Raw genomic sequence first — 17,708 nt, 5'->3', positions numbered from 1 at the left:
AGGGGGCGGGTTCGTCCCGCCCCCTTCCTTTCACTGGAGGTCCGTATGTCGGAAACCCACACGGTCAGGCTCAGCCCGGTCGGCGTCGAATTCGAGGTCGAGAATGGCGAAACGGTGCTCAACGCCGCATTCCGCCAGGGCATCGCCCTGCCGCACGGCTGCAAGGAAGGGCAATGCTCGGCTTGCAAAAGCGTGTTGCTCGAAGGCGAAGTCGACATGCTGAAGTACTCGACCTTCGCACTGAACGACATGGAGAAGGAAAGCGGGCACGTGCTGTTGTGCCGCTGCATCGCCTACTCCGACCTGGAAGTCGAGCTTCTCAACTACGACGAGGAGATTCTGGCGAAGGCGATCGCCGTGAAAACGTACAAGGGCCGGATTGCTCACATCGAGCAGCTGACCCACGACATTCGCGGCATTGAGATCGAACTCGGCTCCCCAATGAAGTTCTGGGCGGGGCAATATGTCGACATCACGGTTACCACGCAAAAAGGGGAGACGATTACGCGCTCGTTCTCCATGGCAAATACGCCGGACCAAACCCAAAAACTCTCCTTCATCATCAAAAAATACCCTGAGGGAAAGTTCTCGGGAGAACTCGATTCCGGAGGCATCAGGGCCGGAGCCGAAGTCACCGTCGTCGGACCTTACGGAACCTGCTTCCGCCGCGACGAACGGCAAGGACCTCTGATCCTGGTCGGCGCCGGCTCGGGCATGTCGCCGATCTGGTCGATCCTCAACGATCACCTCAAGAGCGGCGAGAAGCGTCCGGTCTATTTCTTCTACGGTGCCCGCACCCGCAACGACCTGTTCTACCTCGACAGGATCGCCGAGCTGGTCGGCAATCATTCCGACGTCACCTTCATTCCCGTGCTGTCGCACGCCAATGACGACGCCGAATGGCAAGGCGAGCGTGGCTTCGTGCACCAGAGTGTCGACGCCAAGCTCAAGCAACTGGCGGTCGACGGGCAGGGCGATGTCCATGCCTGTGGCCCGCCGCCGATGATCGATGCGCTGCAGCCGGTGCTGTTCATGAACGGCTTCGAAACCGAGCGGATCTTCTTCGACAAGTTCACCACATCGGCGGGTGCAACGCCGGCCCATTGAGGGCGGCCATGCCAAGCCAACCACAATCGCAACAAGGGAGAGAGACTATGCCTGCAACCTCGAGTTCAGTCGGATCCGGAGCCGCCGGTGCTGCGATCTTCGCCGACTCCGACAGCCGGAAATACCGGTATTTCGAGCCGAAAGGCCAGCGTGCCACCCACTATGAGGACATGACGGTCGACGTTCAGCCCGATCCGGAACGCTATCTGATCCAGGACTGGATCATCTCCTTCGCCGACGGCAAGGGCGCCTATGTCAAGCAGAACACCGCCGCCCAGAGCTCCAACTGGCATGCCTTCCGCGCGCCCGACCAGGAATGGGAGCGCACGCACTATCAGCGCCAGTCGAAGATCGAGACGATGGTGCAGAGCGTCATCAACAATGCCCGCAAATCGGGCGCGCCGAAAACCTTCGACAAGGCCTGGGTGAAGATCCTGCAGACCCAGCTCGGCGCCTGGAAGCATGCCGAATTCGGGCTCGGCACCTCGCTGATGCAGGCGCAGCGCTACGGCTACACCCAGATGATCAACAACGCGACGCTGACCAACTCGTCCTACAAGCTCCGGCTTGCCCAGGACATCACGCTCTACCTTGCCGAGATCGGCATGGACCTGCCCGGCTGGGACGACGAACTCGGCAAGAAAGCCTGGCTCGAGGACAAGAACTGGCAAGGCACGCGCGAAGCGGTCGAGACCATCATGGGCGCGACCGATTATCTCGAGCAGTATTTCGCCATCAACATCGTCTTCGAGCCGCTGGTCGGTGAGGTGTTCCGCTCCGGCTTCCTGATGCAGATCGCCGCCGCCAACCACGACTTCATCACGCCGGCGGTGATTTCGGCGGCCGAGGCCGACTACGAGCGCAACCTCGCCAACACGATCGACCTCATCCACATGCTCGCCAACGACGAGAAGCATGGCGCGGCGAACAAGAAGCTCTTCCAGGGCTGGGTCAAGAAGCACGGCGCGCTCGCCGACAAGGCAGGCACCGGCCTGCAGCCGATCTGGTCGATGCCGCATTCCAAGCCCGTCGCTTTCGTCGATGTCCGCGCCAAATCCGAGGAACGGATTGGCCAGATCCTCGGCGAACTCGGCCTCAAGCGCTGAAACAGGGAGAAATCGTCATGTCACTAGCAGCACGCGACGCAACGCATTCCAACATCTTCAAGGCGATGAAGGACATCACCTTCGAACAAACGATCTCGCATCAGTGCGGCGTCACCATGAACGACTCGGTCGAGGCTCGAGCCATCGCCGAATTCATGGGCCAGAACCCCGGAGTGACCATCACCTACCAGCCGGCGCTGATCCGCATCGACGGCGACGGCAAGCTGATCTTCAAGATGGATGCGATCGGCGAGTATCTCGGTCGCGAGATTTCGGCCGAGACCTTCGAGGTCAACACCTCCACCCACTACGGCCGCATGGTCCGCGTCGACGACAACACCGTGATCCTGTTCGGCAACATGGACGAGATGTTCGAGTACATCGAATAGCCGCCCCAAAAAACCGGCGCGCCGCCGGGTGCGGCGCGCCCAACCGATCAACGCGATTGCTGCGGAGGCAACCATGTACAGAACACCGGAAGGCAAGGACATTTTCGTGGTCGACGGCCACACCCATTTCTGGGACGGCAGCCCGGAAAACCAGAAGAACATCCACGGCAAGCAGTTCATCGAGTGCTTCTATGCCTACCACACCGGCTTGAGTCCCAAGGAACAGCTGTGGGAGAAGAGCAAGTTCGAGAAATACAGCGCCGACGATCTCTATCGCGACCTGTTCATCGACGGCCCCGACGATGTGGCGATCGTCCAGTCGACCTACCTCAAGGATTTCTACAAGACCGGCTTCAACACGATCGAGCGCAACGCCGAGGTGGCCAAGCGCTATCCCGAGCGCTTCATCGTCAATGGCGCCTTCGATCCGCGCGATGGCGAAAAGGCGCTTGAATACATCCACTTCCTTAAGGAGACCTACAACGTTAAGGGCGTGAAGATGTACACGGCCGAGTGGAACGGCGCCTCCAAGGGTTGGAAGCTCACCGATCCCGATGCCTACAAATGCTTCGAACTCTGCGACAAGCTCGGCATCAAGAACATCCACGTCCACAAAGGCCCGACGATCATCCCGCTCTCGAAGGATGCCTTCGACGTGCATGATGTCGACCACGCGGCGACGGATTTCCAAAACCTCAACTGGATCGTCGAGCATTGCGGCCTACCGCGTCTCGACGATTTCTGCTGGATCGCGACGCAGGAAACCAATGTCTATGGCGGCCTGGCCGTGGCGCTGCCCTTCATCCATGCGCGCCCACGCTATTTCGGCGAGGTCATCGCCGAACTTTTGTTCTGGCTCGGGCCGGAGAAGATCCTGTTCGGTTCCGACTACGCGATCTGGACGCCGCGCTGGCTGGTCGAGAAGTTCTGGGCCTACCAGATTCCGCAGGACATCGCCGCCGAACGCGGCGTGCAGCTGACCGACGAGATCAAGGAGAAGATTCTCGGCCTCAACGCGGCGCGCCTCTACAACATCGATATCGAAGCCAAGAAGAAGGCGCTGGCCAGCTCGCCCTTCAGCATCGCGGCGGAGTAGGAGCCATGGCAACCGCCAATGTTTCCGGCGACTGCCAGAAGGAACTCTGGCGGCGCCTTGGTGAGGTCAACGACCCGGAACTCGACGAACCCATCACGGAGATGGGCTTTGTCGAGCGGGGCGAGGTGACGGGTGATGGCAGCGTGGAGATAGACTTCCGCCTGCCGACCTACTGGTGCTCGCCCAACTTCGCGTTCCTGATGCTGGATGGTGTGCGCAAGGCGCTCGACCAGCTCTCCTGGGCGCCGGCCTATCGCGTCAAGCTGCACGACCACATGTTCGCCGACGAGGTCAATCGCGGCATGTCGGAAGGCAAGGCGTTCGGCGACATCTTCGCCGTGCTTGCCGAGGACCAGGATCTCGGCGGCTTGCGCGAAACCTTTGCGATGAAGGCCTTCAAGCGGCGCCAGGAAGCGGTCTTGCGCGGCCTCAAGGCGCAAGGTCTGACCGATCGCGAAATCCTTGGCATGGACCTGCCGGCCTACGACGTCGCCCGGTTCGAGCAGGGCGAGGCGGCCAAGCAGCAGCCGCGATACCGGGCGGCGCTGCTCGAGCGGTTTCCCGACCAGCGGGCGGATGATCCCGTCTTCGTGACCTGGGAAGGCCAGCGCATCCCGCCTGGCGCGCTCAGTGCCCATCTCGCCGAACTGCGCGGTGTGCGCATCAACATGGAGTTCAACGGCGCGCTGTGCCGGGGACTCAAGCAGACCCGATACAAGGAACTGGATGTGGTCGACGGCGAACCGACGCTGGTCGATTTCATCATGGATCGCGTGCCGGCGCGAAGCGCGCCGACCGCCTGAAGCAGAGCCGACAGCAACGGCCTCCCTTGCACGAGGCCCCTAACCAACAACCCGCCCGTAAGGCGGAAGGAGGAATCATGCCCAAGATAATGCTTCACAATTCCGAGGCCCGCCGCGCGCTCGCCCGCGGTGTCTTCCGGCTCGCCGCCGCCGTCGAGCCGACGCTCGGCCCCAAAGGCATGAACGCCATGATCGACCGGCCGATCGGCACGCCGATGGTGACCCGCGACGGTGTCAGCATCGCTTCCGAGATTGAACTGCACGACCGTTTCGAAAACATGGGCGCGCAGGTCGTCCGCGAAGTGTCGATGCAGACGAACGAGATCGCCGGCGACGGCACCACGACGGCCATCGTGCTCGCCAACGCACTGATCCAGGGCGGCGTCGAAGCGAATGAACGGGGCGTGAAATCCGTCGATCTGTGCAAGGGCATCGACCTTGCCGTGGCGGCGGTGGTGGCGGCACTCAAGGCTTCGGCCAAGCCGGCCAAAGGCAACGGCATCCTGGCGTCGGTCGCCAACATCGCGGCGACCAACAGCAAGCTTGGCGCGCTCGTGGCGGAAGCCCATCAGCGCGTCGGGATCGAAGGCGTCATCACCACAGATTTCAGCGTCACCACCGAGACAACGCTCGATGTCGTCGAAGGCATGTCCTTCGAACGCGGCTATCTCTCGCATCACATGGTGACCGACCAGGAGAAGATGGAGGCTATTCTCGAACGGCCCTACATCCTGATGACCGATCTCAAGATCAAGGAGCCCGGACAGCTCGATGCGGTTCGCCGCATCGCCGACGAGGATGGCCGGCCGCTGCTGATCGTGTCCGAGGAGATGTCGCCGGAAGTGGTGGTGACGCTGCTCGGCAAGCAGGGACCGGGAAAGTACCTTGTCGTCCATCCGCCGGAATATGGCCATTGGCGCAAGGCGATGATGGAGGATCTGGCCATCATCACAGGCGGCAAGGTGATCGCCCGCGATCTCGGCGGCCGGCTCGAGGATATCACGGCAGACGATCTCGGCACGGCCGACCGGGTGAAGACCAGCTCGTCCTACACCTCGATCATCCGCGGCGGCGGCGACCATGCGGCAATCGCGTCGCGCCGTGCCCAGGTGCAGCGGCAGTATGAGGCGTCGCAGCCCAACATCGACCAAGACAAGCTGCGCGAACGCCTGGCCAAGCTCTCCGGCGGCACCGCGATCCTCTATGCCGGCGGCGTCACGCCGGTCGAGCAGAAGCGGACCATCCAGCTGATCGAGGATTCCTTGAATGCGGTGCGCGCCGCCTCCGAAGAGGGCGTCGTCGCCGGCGGCGGCTCGGCGCTTGCCCAGATCGCGCCGCTGCTCGACAAGGTGGCGGCCGGCGTCGATGGCGATGTCGCCGAGGGCGTGCGCCTGGTGCGGTCGGTTCTGTCGCGGCCGCTGTGGCGCATCGCCGCCAATGCCGGCGCCGATCCGGAAGCCGTGGTGGTCGAGGTCACTCGCATCAATGGCGGCTACGGCTACAACGCATCGACCGGCGCGTATCAGAACATGTTCGAGGCAGGGATCATCGACCCCGTCCGCGTCACCTACACCGCGCTTGCCAACGCGGCGTCCGTGGCGACGCTGATCCTGACCACCGAAACGCTGATTGGCGATCTCGCCGAGGATGAGGATCCGACGGCCGGGCCGGCGCGTGGCGGCGGCTCCGAAAAACTCGGCCGCGCCTGAAGCAATCCAGACAATCTCGACGTTGAAAGGACACGACGATGAAAGCTGCCAGACTCTACGAATACGATCCGAAGATGAACGTCCAGCTCAAGATCGAGGAGGTCAAGGCGCCGACGATCACCGCGCCCGACGAGGTGATCGTGCGGGTCGGAGCTGCCGGCCTCTGCCGCACCGACCTGCACATCATCGAAGGCGTATGGAAGCCGACCATGGATCCCGAAGGCACGCTGTTGCCCTACATCATGGGGCACGAAAATGCCGGCTGGGTCGAGGAGGTCGGCAGCGGTGTCAGGTCGGTCAAACGCGGCGACGCGGTGATCTGCCATCCGTTCCGCTCATGTGGCATCTGCCTCAACTGCCGCCATGGCGAGGACATGTATTGCGACAGCGGCCAGTTTCCCGGCCTTGGTATGAATGGCGGCTTCGCCGAATATTTCATCACCAGCGAGCGCTCGCTGATCAAGCTTAACGCCAACATCACGCCGATCGAGGTGGCGCCGCTGGCCGATGCTGGCATCACCGCCTACCGCGCCGCCAAGCGCGCGGCCAAACTGCTGCGACCCGGCAGCTATTGCGTGTTGCTCGGCATAGGCGGGCTCGGCCACATCGCGCTGCAATCGCTGCATGCGATTTCGGGTTGCCGGATCATCGCCGTCGACCGCGAGCCGGCGGCGCGCGTGCTGGCCAAGGATCTGGGCGCCGATTTCGTCCTTGATGGCGGCCCGAATGTCGTCGAGGAGGTCAGCCAGATCACCGGCGGCGGCGCCCATGTGGTGATCGACTTCGTCGGCGAGCTCGGTGTCGAGAACATCTGCTGGAAGATGGTGCGCAAGGGCGGGCAATTGTTCGTCGTCGGCTATGGCGGCAACATCAACGTGCCGACCGCGCATCTCGTCATCGAGGAGATCAACATCGGCGGCAGCCTGGTCGGCAATTTCACCGAGCTTGTCGAACTGATGGAGCTCAACGCCGACGGCAAGGTGAAGATGCACTACACCGAATATAATCTCGCCAGCATCAACACCGCGCTCGACGATTTCAAGAACCGCCGTTTCACCGGCCGCGGCGTCATCGTGCCCTGAAAGCCTCTGGACCAAACGCTGCACGAACGGGCGTGCCGCGTCATGGCGATAGCCTTTGCGTATCGGGACGTCAGCGAAGCGCGATCCCTGGGCGAGTTCCTTGCTTCGCGCAAAAACGGGAGGACAACATGGATCTTGTTACAGGGCTGGCCGTCGTCATCGGCATTATGGGTGGCATTGCAACATGGGCGGCGATCACGGTCGGCAGCCCCTACCTGCTGATCTGGGCAGTATTCGTCGGCTGGGGGAGCTTCTATCACTGTGGCGGCAAGGAAGCCGGGCTCAAGAACTCGACGGTTGCCAACTTTTGGGGTGCGATTTGCGCGGCCGGCGCACTGATAGCGCTGACGTCCATTGGCGTTACGGCGATCATGGCCGGCATTTGCGTCGGTATTTCAATCGTCGTCCTGATCCTCGCCGCCAAGCTGCCCTTGCTGAGTGCCATTCCGTCGGCGGTCTATGGCTACGCAACGACCGCCGCGCTTTTTCTGCTTGGTGCCGCCGCCTATGGCGATGGCGCCGGCGGCATCGTCAAGGTCGCGGCCGCCGTGGTGATTTCGCTGATCATCGGTAACACCCTCGGCTACGTCTCGGAGAAAGTGACCGGTGCGGTCGTAAAGACCTGACCATCTCCGTGACCGCTACCCGAGGGCAATTTCGGTCGACGAATTTCCCCAACCCGCGGCGCGAATGCCGCGGGTTTTTTTGTTGCGTAGGTGAAAGGAGCTGGGCTTGGTTCGCGGAGTCGCAAAGATGCGGGATTTTCAGTGATCACCAACTGTCATCTCGCCCATTCTTTCACATCCCCAAATACGCCATTTCGGAATTCATCATTCATTCGCGGGACAGGCAGGCATATCCCTGTCCAGTGACCAACGGCATTCACTCTCAAATCCGCCAAGGATTGATGAGCGCCCGTTTGGTTTTCTCGTGAGGCGGCAGCGACCTTCGCTTCGTCTCGACGAAACAAGGTCGCATGACCAATGAAAGGTTTCAAACATGTCTATATCACAATGGGCCGCCACCGCCGCAGCCATTGGGTTTCTTTCGGTTACCACCTCCGTTTTTGCCAGTGATGCTGATGTTTATGGTCCCGACATCACTCTGTCGGAGGCCAAGCAGGTTGCGGCCGGCGCTGTAAAGGAGTGCGCAGCCAACAAGTGGCTCATGGCCATCGCCGTCGTCGATACGCACGGCGCCCTGGTCTATTACGAAAAGGCTGATAACACCGAGCTGGCGAGCGCCCAGATCGCCTTGGACAAGGCAGCTTCGGCAGCCCTCTACAAGCGTCCGACACGCGACTTCTTCGATGTCACCGCCAAGATGGGTCCGTTCATGCTGAACATGGATCACGTCATCGCGGCGCCTGGCGGCATTCCGGTCATGAAGGACGGCAAGATCATCGGTGCGATCTCGGCCAGTGGCGGCACGGGCGCGCAGGACGAGCAGTGCGCCAAGGCCGGCCTTGCCGGCTTCTGATCCTCTTTTCAGCGACGGCTCCCGACGGAACCGACGTACCCCAAAGGAACCATTGAAATGATGAAACACAAATCGCCAGGCAACCGTCTTGCCATGGCCGCCGCGTTCGCCGTTGCGCTTGCATTGCCTTCTCTGGCAAACGCCGCCGAGCTTTACAGCGGAAGCAATTCCGATGTCCGCACGATTCTCTACTACAAGGCTTCGACCGCCGCGCTCTCCAAGTTCCTGCCAGCGGGCTGGGAGTTCAGCCCGTTTACGACAGCACCTGCCGCCGGCGCCAATCTCCAGGTTGAATTTGTGGACCAGCTTTATGCGGTGGATCCCAAGGGTACCGTCGGGGCTCCGTACCGCTACGTGCTGTTCGGCATCCCTGTTCACAAGACCGGAAGCAGCGAGAGCGTGCTGATGTTGTTCGATGGCCTTTCGCGCGGTGGAGCCGGTCCTTACGGCATTGCCGAAACGGCCAACGACGACGTCAATCGTGAGGTTCATTACAGCTCGGGCCCGACGACGGTGAGCGAGACCTGGAACTTCGAAGGTGGCGGTGAGAAGGTTTCACTGCAAACGGAATTCGAACGTGGCCCGGTGACCCTGGAGAAGGGCGACAGTCACGTCTACTCGCAGCTCAAGCCAGAATTCTCGCGCATCTATCGCTACAATGAAGCCGCTGACGTCGTGAGGTCCGGCGACGCAAACCATATCCGCAGCCTGTCCTTGAAGGCCGAAGGTGGAAAGTTGACCGCGATCTTCGACGGCAGCGAGAGCCTTGTCTCGGTCGTATCGTTGCCTGTCTACTCCCGGGAGATCTTTGTTCCGCAGTCCTGAGTTCTGCTTTCCTTGGAGGGGCAGCGGCGACCCAAAAAGCTGTCGCTGCCCCCTAGGGTTCCACCGCGCCCGTGGCCGTCTCGTTGCAGGCAGATATCGGCACGGGTCTGTTCTGCTTCATGAATGTTATGAAGGCAGCAAGGGCTGCAGGAATCTGCCGGCGGCTGGGATAGTACAAGTAGATCCCGGAGATTTGGGAACCCCACCCATCGAGGACGGTCACGACGCGCCCCGACCGCAGCTCATCCTGCAGAAGAACGGTTGGCACCAGGCCAATTCCGGCGCCTCCGGCAATTGCACCGGCGACCGCACGAAGATCGTTGGCCACGACGTGCATGCCGGTGGCGTGTTCGGCCTTCTCAGCCCCTTTGTGCAAGGTCCAGGGTTGGATTGTGCCATCCCACGGGGAACGAAGGCGAACGCACCAGTGATCCGCCAGTGCGCTGGGCTCGCTTGGCTCACCATGAGCCACCAGGTAGTCCTTCGCAGCAAAAAGAACTTCGTTGAAGGGTTCGGCGATCCGAACGGCAATCATATCCTTCTCGATGCGTTCCCCGACCTGAATGCCAGCGTCGATGCGGTGTTCCACCAGATCGAGGTGAAGATCATCGACGAGGATTTCGAGCTCAATTTCGGGATGCTTTGCAAGGAAGCGGCCGATAAGAGGGGCTATCAGGACGGTTGTTGCCGTCCGTGAACCCAGAATTCTCAGTTTTCCGCCCGTAGCGCTACGGAACTTGTTCAATCCGTCGAGGACACTGTCCAGTCCGCTCAATATCGGGCCTATGTTGGTAAGAAGCTCTTCGCCCGCCGCGGTCAACGACACGCTACGGGTGGTTCGAGTGAGCAGTCTCACGCCGAGCTTCTCTTCCAGACCCCTCAGCGTTTGGCTGAAGCTGGGTAGCGACACCCCCAGTGCGGCGGCGGCCCGGGTAAAGTTCAAGTGCCGAGCTGCCTCCGCGAAGGCGATGAGCTCCCGCAATTCGGGCTTGTGCATTTGTCTTCCTCGCTAGGCCCTGCCGTCGCATTGTTTGGCGAGTCCAAAGGGTCCATTCCATATTCGATAATTCTCATTGTTCATACGGTCAGTTACCTCCCGTTGCGAGGCGAAGGCGCTCAGGCAATTCCAGGTCGGCGCCTAACCGCAACCGAGGAGCTTCCGATGAAGACGAAATGGCTGGTTTCCGCTGCGATGATCAGTCTGGCACTTAATCTCGCGCCAGCGTTCGCCCAGGAGGGCACGTGGCGGATGGGGACGCCGATGCCAGAGCCTCAGAGCGAGAATTCCAGCGCTGTGGTGGCCAATCAATGGTTCGTCATTGGCGGCATCGACGTGCCAGAGGTCATGCCTGTAGGCACGGTTGTCATGTATGACGAAAATACGAAAACCTGGTCGCAGAGAGCGGCAATGCCTGAGCCGGCTCATCATACAGCAACTGTGGCTTACGACGGTAAAGTCTACGTGTTCGGTGGTTTCGTCGGAGAGCCGGGCACCAAGGAATGGCAACCGACCGCTGATGCTTTTGTCTACGACCCGAAGACCGACAGCTGGTCCAGGCTTCCACCTATGCCAACTGCCCGCGGAGCGGCAGCGGCTGTGGTACTCGACGGAAAAATCTATGTCGTCGGCGGCGCGCATGCCCATGAGCATGGCCGCGACATGAAGGAGCCCCTTTGGGCCGAAGTTCCCAACATCGTCGGCAGGACTGTTGAGGTCTACGACCCCGCATCCAACACTTGGACACGCCGGGCCCCCATGCAGACCGGTCGCAATCACTTTCTCGCCGCTGCTGAAGGTGGAAAGATTTATGCGATTGACGGTCGAATTGGTCTGCCCTTCGTGACCAAGAGCGACGTCACCGATCTGGTCGAGGAATACGATCCCAAATCCGATTCCTGGACCTACAAGGGCCGTTCCCCCACACCGCGGGGTGGGGTGTCTGGCGGTGTCTATGGTGGGAAGATCTATGTGACGGGTGGCGAGTACCAGGACGCGGCGGGCAAGCGCACATTCTGGGCCCTTGAGGCTTACGATCCCGCAACCGACACCTGGCAGACGCTACCGCATATGCAGATTGCCCGCCACGGCTTCGTAGCCGGCTTCATTGGCAGCGAGTTCCATGTCGCCGGCGGCTCCTTCCAATCCGACGGCATGCCGGGGATCAATGCTCAGATGAACACCCACGAGTTCTACACCGTACCCAAATAGTTCAATCCAATGCCGATGTGAGGACTAGAGGAAGCCGCGCCGGATGCCGTATTGGCCGAGCTTGCGATAGAGCGTCGGCCGCGAAATGCCGAGCCTCAGCGCAACCTTGCTGAGATTGCCGCCCTCCACGGCAAGCGCATTCTTGATCGCCTGGCGTTCCGCATCCTCGAACGAGCATACCGGTGCTTCGAGCATGGTTGCGGGATGGCCGTCGTGCGTGGCGATGCTGTTACGATTGCCCGCACTGATTTCTCCGGGAAGATCCTGGAGTTCGACCGTCCCGCCGCGCGCCAATATGTGCAGGCGTTCGACCAGGTTCTTCAACTCGCGCACATTGCCCGGCCAGCGATAGGCCAGCAGCGCGTCGAGTGCCTCGTTTGAAAACTCGAGCGGGTCATTGCCCGCCAGCTTCGCGATCTGCCGGTTGAAATGATCAATCAGCAACAGCACGTCGTCGCCGCGATCGCGCAGCGCCGGGACATGAATCGAGACCGCCCCGATGCGGTAGTAGAGATCGCTGCGGAAGCGTCCGGCCGCGACCTCCTGCCTGAGGTTGCGATTGGTCGAGGCGACCAGCCGCACGTCCACCGACCGACCCCTGGAGTCGCCGATGCGATGCACCACGCGCTCTTCCAGCACACGCAACAGGAAGGGCTGGATTTCGAGCGGCAACTCGCCGATTTCATCGAGGCTGAGCACGCCGCCATTGGCGAGTTCGAAGATGCCCGGCTTGCCGTCGCGCGAAGCGCCGGTAAAGGCGCCGGCGACGTGACCGAACAATTCGCTGCCGAACAATTCCTTGGTGATCGCGCCACAGTTCATGGCGATGAACGGGTCGTTTTCGCTGCGCCGGCTGCCGGCATGGACAAGCCGCGCGAACAGCTCTTTTCCGACACCGGTTTCGCCTTCTATCAGCAACGAGGTGACCCCGTTCGACCCGGCCACCCGGGAAGCAATATCGACGGCGGCCAGCAATTTCTCGCTTTCGCCGACGATCATCGCCGCGGCGGCCCGCAGGTGTTTGTTCTCCTCCCGACGGATCACCGTCGTGCTGGAGACGGCCGGCACCGAAGGGAACACCAGGGCCGCGCCGCGAAGGTCGCCATCGAGCTTCAGCGGTGTGACATGGCAGGAGCGCAGATGCGGCGGCAGCGCGTTGGCGAGATCGGTGTCCGAGCCGGAGGCCGGCAGGTTCATCAGCCAGCGGCCACGCCCGGGTTCCATCGGGCCGTCCATCATCTCCGTCGTGTCGCCATTGGGCACGTTGTTGCAGAAGATGGCACGGCCGCGATGATCGACGATCACCAGTCCGTCTTTCCGGCGGTAGCTGGGCGCCGAGGAAATGAAGGCTTCCAGCAGACGCGTACGCTGCTCCTGCTGCTGCTCGGCCAGCGCCTTTTCGATCTGCCTGGCGGTGGCGGCGACAAGTGCGGTGTTGTGCGGCCGGAAGATCGGTGAATAGCCCGACAGGTCGACCACACCGATGATCTTGCCATCCAGCGGATCGCGGATCGGCGCGCCGGCGCAGGTCCAGGATTTGATACCGGCGCAGAAATGCTCGGCCGCATGGACGAAAGTCGGCTCACCAGTCCACAGCGCCGTGCCGATGCCGTTGGTCCCGACAGCGCCCTCGTTCCATTTGCCGCCGATGGCGAGGTGGATGTCCATGCCGTCATGCAGCGTCTTCTTGTCGCCGATCGCGTCGATCAAGACGCCGTCGCTGTCTGCCAGCACCAGCATCGCGCCTGTCCCGTCCAGCAACTGGCCAAGCGACGCGAACGACCGGCGCGCCGCCGAGAGCAGTTCCGCATTGGCCCGGGTCAGATATTCGATCTCGTCGCGATCGCTGCTCAGCGGTGCTTCGATGCCTTGCGCGTTGATGCCGCCGGTGGCGCTGCGATACCAGGAATCATGGATCAGCGAGCGGACATGGACCGGATCGCGAGCCGATGTCGGCTCGTCGGAAAGAAAACTCTCCCACGCCCGCATGGTGGCGCGCTCATCATAATCGATCCTGTCTAGAACCAGCTGTCCGGTGGTCATCGACGCATGCGTCGAAAGAGCATCGGTTTTCATCGGATTGGGGCCGCTCGCGTGTCTCATTCAGTCATCACAGTACCTTTGAGGTATGCCATTTCTGTATGCTGTCGCGGATTGGACGTGCGCAGCGACGCCCAGCAATCTGCCGTCAGTCGATGCCGAGTTTCGCGCCGATATCGGCTGCCAGTTGCTCCTCGGTATAGGTCGCGGTCAGCCGGGACCCGTCCAGCCCGGCGAGCGCATCGGCGATGGGTTCGTCGACCGGCGAGAAAAAACCATTCTGTTTCGTTGCCAGCACGAAGACCTGCTCTCCATCCCGATTGCGGACGTCGCCGATATGATGAAGCTGGCGGCCGGTGTTCTGATCCTTGGAGATCACACGGCCGTTCATGGTGACGCGGATGGATGGGCTCGCTTCGGTGGCGGTTGCAGCGCTGCCGCCGACGTGGATGATCAGCCCTTCCGCCTTGGGCTGCTGGCGCGGCTTCTTCGAAGCCGAATAGCCGCCGCCGCTGATCTGGTCGGCAATGCGAGTGATGGTCGAGCGGTTCTGTTCGATCAGTCGTTTGACCTGAACATCCTCACGCCGCGGGCCGTCCCGCTTGGAGATGATCTCGACCATGAATCCTCCCAGATTCGTTGGCTTGGCGGTGCCGTGGGTACGGTCGCTCTTATTTGCAGCGAACCCTACACTGCCATCGCCAGATGCGCCATTCACAATAGGTAGCGCCGAAATTCACGTCGTTGGTAGCAGGGGGCTGCTACACGAGGTTGCCTGCCGCACCCTTCTGTTCAAAAAATTGTGCTTCGGAGCCGGACGCCGGGGCGGTTCGACACTCATTGCGGACGGTTCGGCTCTGAGGTAGTTTACACATCCGGATGAGGAAGGTGCCTGCTGTCGCGACGGTTTTTCGGTGTTTTTCCGGGTGCTGTCGCGGCGGATTGTGAGTTCTTCAACAGACCTTGATGCCGCAATCTGGGGAGCTTGTGGTCGTCAGGTCGCGGCGGTTGAGGCAGTTGCCATGCTCCGACTTTGCGGATTGATCGCGGTCTTCCTTGTAGCGGTCCTGACGAGCTTCGATGCGTCGGCCGATCGAAGGGTCGCCCTGGTGATCGGCAATTCCGAGTACCGGGAAATCCCCGCTCTCAAGAACCCCGACAAGGATGCCGAGGACGTATCCAAGACATTCCGGCTGGCTGGCTTCGAAGTGTTCGTTGCCAAGGATCTGACGAAGCTGCAGTTCGAAGAGCAGTTCCGCAACTACCTCGCGGCGGCGGACGGCGCCGATCTTTCCGTCGTCTATTATTCCGGCCATGGCTTTCAGATCGGCGGCGAGAATTTCCTGATCCCCGTGGATGCCTCGCTGAAGAATGCGGCCGACATAGAGGTCCAGGCGGTCAAGCTGGACGACGTCCTGCAGCAATTGCGCGCCAAATCGAAGATCCAGGTGATCATCCTCGATGCCTGTCGCAACAATCCGTTTCCGCGCAAGGACTATTGGCTGCGGGATCAGCTGATCACGGCGGGCAACACCGGTCTTGCGCAGGTCAAAAGCTCGCTGAACACGCTGATTGCCTTTGCCACCGAGCCGGGGGCGGTCGCCTATGATGGCGCGGGAGACCTCAGCCCGTTCTCATCCGCATTCTCGCGTCGGGCGCTGGCGCCGAACCAGGAGATACGCTCGGTGATGGCCGCTGTGCGCCGCGATGTGGTCGAGGCGACCGACGGCAAGCAGGTCCCCTGGGAAAACTCCTCGCTCATCGACGAAGTCGTGCTGATGCGCCGCGCCAGCCGGCCATCGCTGCCGCCGGTTCTGGAGAAGGTCGTCCCGTCGGGTGTCGGACCTGTTGCCCTGGACCTGCCGGAACCGGTCGATGTCGATGGCGGATCGATCACCGTCAGTATCGAAAGGCCGCCAGCGCTTGGGCGTCTGCTGCTGGATGGCAAGGCTGTCGCGGTCGGCGAACCGATCGAGGGCCGGGACCTGCCGCGCCTGAAGATGGATGTGCCCAAGGGCGTCGGTACACCCGAGGAGGTGGACATGCTGGCCTACGCCACGCATGACAATTGGGGTGGCCAATCCCAGGGCATCATGGTGTTCCGTGTCAAGAACGGCCAGGGCGCCGAGGGCGAACAGATTGTCGCCTCGCTCGAGACCGAGCAGAAGCAGCAGGTGCTGGAGCGGGGCATCCATATCACCGGCGCCGCCGAGGCGATCGAAAACCGCCAGATCAGCGTTCCGGTCGGTGTCGGTCCTGTTCCGCTGAAGCTGGATTTCCCGACAAACGATCCCGCGGTCAGCCTGAAACTCGCGAGCTATCCGGCAACCGGAACCCTGTCCCTGCCGGATCGTGCCCTGTCGCCGGAGTCGAGCCTGATGGCCGATGAGGTCGACCAGCTGCGCTACGAACCCCAGATCGGTGCGGCCGCGCCGGTCGAGGTCGGCTTCGAGATCCGCGCCGACAGCAGCTCATCCAAGCCCGCCACCATGAAGCTGTCGCCAAGCGTCGATCCCTGTGACCAGGCCGCCGGCGAGCCTCTCGACCTGCAAGGCGTCGTCCCTGGCTTGCTGCCGAATGAAATCGGCGCCGAGGCGGTCAAGGCCTGCGAGGCGGCGGTGAAAGCCTATCCCGATGTCGCCCGCTTCCGCTACGAACTGGGCCGGGCGCTGCTTGCGGCCGGCAAGGTCGAGGAAGCCAAGAAAGCCATCCAGGCGGCCGCCGACAAAGGCCACGTCCGCGCCGTGTTCGAGCTTGGCTACTTCAACGCGACGGGAACGGGAATGCCCATCGACCGCAAGCAGGCCAATAGCTTCTACGCGGCGGCGTCGGACAAGGGCGATCCTTACGGGATGACGTCATGGGGGCGTGCCTTGTTCAATGGCTATGGCGTCGAGCGCGACACCGGCAAGGGGCTGGATCTGCTGCTCAAGGCGGCCGCCATGGGTCATACCTACGCGATGAACGATCTTGCCGCGATCTTCACCGAAGGCCGCAATGGCGTGCCCGCCGATCCGGCCCGCGCCGTGGCCTTTCTGAAAGCCGGCGTGGAGCGGCAGGACATGTATTCGATGAACCTGCTCGGCCGCAACTACCTGGCTGGCGTGGGCGTCGAGAAGGATCCCAGCCAGGCGCAGGGGCTTTTCCAGAAGGCCATGGATCTCGGCCAGCCCTATGCCCCGGCCAGCCTCGCCCGCATGTACCGCGATGGTGTCGGCGTAGGGCAGAACCTCGATGAGGCGCAAAGACTGTTCGAGCTGGCCACGGCACGCGGCGATCAGTCCGGCGCGTATGACCGCGCGGCTCTCGAAATGCAGAAGGGCGACAAGGCCGACCAGGCGATCGCGGTGCGTTATCTGGCCTTCGCGGTCGCGCTCGATCTTCGCAACGAATTGCCGGGCGCCCCGACGAGCCTGGCAAAATTCGGCGCGAAGGCGAAAACGGCGGCGCTCAAGCAATTGCGCGGCGAACTCAAGTCCAAGATCGCGGCGAACGGCTCGCTGGACGACCAACTGGTCAAGACGGCCAGGGCGGTCTGGGAGCAAGCCAATCCGCGTCGGGACTTGTTTTGATCCACAAGGAGGCGATGGTGGGCAGGGCAGTGAAACAGGCATTGATTGCAACGATTCTATCCGGTGCCCTGGCGGGGCTAACGGGCTGCATGTCCGTCGCACCCAAGCCCGAGCCGGTGCTGACGACGACGAAGCACAAGCCGAAGCTCGTTCGCACGACGTCGACGCCGAAGATCGGTCAGCAGAAGAAGGTCACCGCCAAGAAGGTGATTGTGCCGGTTGAGGAAACCACACCTGTCGTCGTTCCACCTTTGGGCGGTGGCGGTGACCTTCTTCTGCTGACCGATCTTC

At 61.9% G+C, this 17,708-nt stretch carries 16 protein-coding genes; 13 read left to right on the top strand and 3 right to left on the bottom strand.

Translation table 11 applies throughout. The features are described 5' to 3' along the window. Positions 1-45 precede the first annotated feature (45 nt). From CKW40_RS00080 to CKW40_RS00035, 10 genes are all read left to right on the top strand, one after another. Positions 46-1,107: an NADH:ubiquinone reductase (Na(+)-transporting) subunit F gene (locus CKW40_RS00080; RefSeq protein ID WP_095197938.1), complete on the top strand. Its 1,062-nt coding sequence runs from the start codon at positions 46-48 to the stop codon at positions 1,105-1,107. A 47-nt stretch (positions 1,108-1,154) separates the two neighbouring features. After that, positions 1,155-2,213 (top strand): aromatic/alkene monooxygenase hydroxylase subunit beta, encoded by a 1,059-nt coding sequence (locus CKW40_RS00075; protein WP_095197937.1) that lies wholly within the window; start codon positions 1,155-1,157, stop codon positions 2,211-2,213. 17 nt (positions 2,214-2,230) lie between these two features. Next, positions 2,231-2,602 carry an MmoB/DmpM family protein gene (locus CKW40_RS00070; RefSeq protein WP_095197936.1) on the top strand — a complete coding sequence of 124 codons (372 nt, stop codon included), beginning with the start codon at positions 2,231-2,233 and terminating at the stop codon, positions 2,600-2,602. 73 nt (positions 2,603-2,675) lie between these two features. Next, the gene (locus CKW40_RS00065; RefSeq protein WP_095197935.1) at positions 2,676-3,698 is read left to right on the top strand and encodes an amidohydrolase family protein; all 1,023 of its coding nucleotides are present in this window, start codon (positions 2,676-2,678) and stop codon (positions 3,696-3,698) included. 5 nt (positions 3,699-3,703) lie between these two features. Next, positions 3,704-4,501 (top strand): iron-sulfur cluster assembly protein, encoded by a 798-nt coding sequence (locus CKW40_RS00060; RefSeq protein ID WP_095197934.1) that lies wholly within the window; start codon positions 3,704-3,706, stop codon positions 4,499-4,501. Positions 4,502-4,578: 77 nt separating this feature from the next. Beyond that, positions 4,579-6,210, top strand: coding sequence for a molecular chaperone GroEL (locus CKW40_RS00055; protein ID WP_095197933.1), 1,632 nt, complete (start codon positions 4,579-4,581; stop codon positions 6,208-6,210). 38 nt (positions 6,211-6,248) lie between these two features. Then, the gene (locus CKW40_RS00050; protein ID WP_095197932.1) at positions 6,249-7,292 is read left to right on the top strand and encodes an NAD(P)-dependent alcohol dehydrogenase; all 1,044 of its coding nucleotides are present in this window, start codon (positions 6,249-6,251) and stop codon (positions 7,290-7,292) included. Between the two features lie 128 nt (positions 7,293-7,420). Continuing rightward, positions 7,421-7,918: a DUF1097 domain-containing protein gene (locus CKW40_RS00045; protein ID WP_095197931.1), complete on the top strand. Its 498-nt coding sequence runs from the start codon at positions 7,421-7,423 to the stop codon at positions 7,916-7,918. 373 nt (positions 7,919-8,291) lie between these two features. Next, positions 8,292-8,771, top strand: coding sequence for a GlcG/HbpS family heme-binding protein (locus tag CKW40_RS00040; protein ID WP_095197930.1), 480 nt, complete (start codon positions 8,292-8,294; stop codon positions 8,769-8,771). A 57-nt stretch (positions 8,772-8,828) separates the two neighbouring features. After that, entirely contained in the window at positions 8,829-9,596 is a 768-nt protein-coding gene (locus CKW40_RS00035) for a hypothetical protein (protein WP_095197929.1), read from the top strand. Positions 9,597-9,648: 52 nt separating this feature from the next. On the opposite strand, the gene CKW40_RS00030 is transcribed toward CKW40_RS00035, so the two are convergent. Next, positions 9,649-10,593 (bottom strand): LysR substrate-binding domain-containing protein, encoded by a 945-nt coding sequence (locus CKW40_RS00030; protein WP_095197928.1) that lies wholly within the window; start codon positions 10,591-10,593, stop codon positions 9,649-9,651. A 165-nt stretch (positions 10,594-10,758) separates the two neighbouring features. On the opposite strand from CKW40_RS00030, the gene CKW40_RS00025 reads away from it, so the two are divergent. After that, complete coding sequence (locus CKW40_RS00025) at positions 10,759-11,805, top strand: Kelch repeat-containing protein (protein WP_095197927.1); 1,047 nt, start codon at positions 10,759-10,761, stop codon at positions 11,803-11,805. 24 nt (positions 11,806-11,829) lie between these two features. Here CKW40_RS00025 and CKW40_RS00020 read toward each other — a convergent pair whose 3' ends face one another. After that, positions 11,830-13,908, bottom strand: a complete 2,079-nt coding sequence (locus CKW40_RS00020) for a sigma-54-dependent Fis family transcriptional regulator (protein WP_095197926.1) — start codon at positions 13,906-13,908, stop codon at positions 11,830-11,832. An 85-nt stretch (positions 13,909-13,993) separates the two neighbouring features. Then, positions 13,994-14,467: a hypothetical protein gene (locus CKW40_RS00015; RefSeq protein WP_095197925.1), complete on the bottom strand. Its 474-nt coding sequence runs from the start codon at positions 14,465-14,467 to the stop codon at positions 13,994-13,996. 400 nt (positions 14,468-14,867) lie between these two features. Between CKW40_RS00015 and CKW40_RS00010 the strand changes: the two genes are divergently transcribed. Next, a complete protein-coding gene (locus CKW40_RS00010) occupies positions 14,868-17,417 on the top strand; it encodes a caspase family protein (RefSeq protein WP_095197924.1) in 2,550 nt (849 codons plus the stop codon). After that, on the top strand, positions 17,414-17,708 hold a 295-nt coding region (locus tag CKW40_RS00005; protein WP_179297774.1), incomplete at its 3' end, for a hypothetical protein. The genes CKW40_RS00010 and CKW40_RS00005, both read left to right, overlap by 4 nt.

The organism is Mesorhizobium carmichaelinearum (genome assembly GCF_900199455.1).
GTDB lineage: Bacteria > Pseudomonadota > Alphaproteobacteria > Rhizobiales > Rhizobiaceae > Mesorhizobium > Mesorhizobium carmichaelinearum.
Note: the sequence above shows the minus strand (reverse complement) of the source record. Positions and strands in the feature narration are given on the sequence as shown.

Excerpts from the sequence above, each read along its gene's own strand:
- CKW40_RS00080 (WP_095197938.1), top strand. The coding sequence starts at position 46 with ATGTCGGAAACCCACACGGTCAGGCTCAGCCCGGTCGGCGTCGAATTC.
- CKW40_RS00075 (WP_095197937.1), top strand. The coding sequence starts at position 1,155 with ATGCCTGCAACCTCGAGTTCAGTCGGATCCGGAGCCGCCGGTGCTGCG.
- CKW40_RS00070 (WP_095197936.1), top strand. The coding sequence starts at position 2,231 with ATGTCACTAGCAGCACGCGACGCAACGCATTCCAACATCTTCAAGGCG.
- CKW40_RS00065 (WP_095197935.1), top strand. The coding sequence starts at position 2,676 with ATGTACAGAACACCGGAAGGCAAGGACATTTTCGTGGTCGACGGCCAC.
- CKW40_RS00060 (WP_095197934.1), top strand. The coding sequence starts at position 3,704 with ATGGCAACCGCCAATGTTTCCGGCGACTGCCAGAAGGAACTCTGGCGG.
- CKW40_RS00055 (WP_095197933.1), top strand. The coding sequence starts at position 4,579 with ATGCCCAAGATAATGCTTCACAATTCCGAGGCCCGCCGCGCGCTCGCC.
- CKW40_RS00050 (WP_095197932.1), top strand. The coding sequence starts at position 6,249 with ATGAAAGCTGCCAGACTCTACGAATACGATCCGAAGATGAACGTCCAG.
- CKW40_RS00045 (WP_095197931.1), top strand. The coding sequence starts at position 7,421 with ATGGATCTTGTTACAGGGCTGGCCGTCGTCATCGGCATTATGGGTGGC.
- CKW40_RS00040 (WP_095197930.1), top strand. The coding sequence starts at position 8,292 with ATGTCTATATCACAATGGGCCGCCACCGCCGCAGCCATTGGGTTTCTT.
- CKW40_RS00035 (WP_095197929.1), top strand. The coding sequence starts at position 8,829 with ATGATGAAACACAAATCGCCAGGCAACCGTCTTGCCATGGCCGCCGCG.
- CKW40_RS00030 (WP_095197928.1), bottom strand. The coding sequence starts at position 10,593 with ATGCACAAGCCCGAATTGCGGGAGCTCATCGCCTTCGCGGAGGCAGCT.
- CKW40_RS00025 (WP_095197927.1), top strand. The coding sequence starts at position 10,759 with ATGAAGACGAAATGGCTGGTTTCCGCTGCGATGATCAGTCTGGCACTT.
- CKW40_RS00020 (WP_095197926.1), bottom strand. The coding sequence starts at position 13,908 with ATGAGACACGCGAGCGGCCCCAATCCGATGAAAACCGATGCTCTTTCG.
- CKW40_RS00015 (WP_095197925.1), bottom strand. The coding sequence starts at position 14,467 with ATGGTCGAGATCATCTCCAAGCGGGACGGCCCGCGGCGTGAGGATGTT.
- CKW40_RS00010 (WP_095197924.1), top strand. The coding sequence starts at position 14,868 with ATGCTCCGACTTTGCGGATTGATCGCGGTCTTCCTTGTAGCGGTCCTG.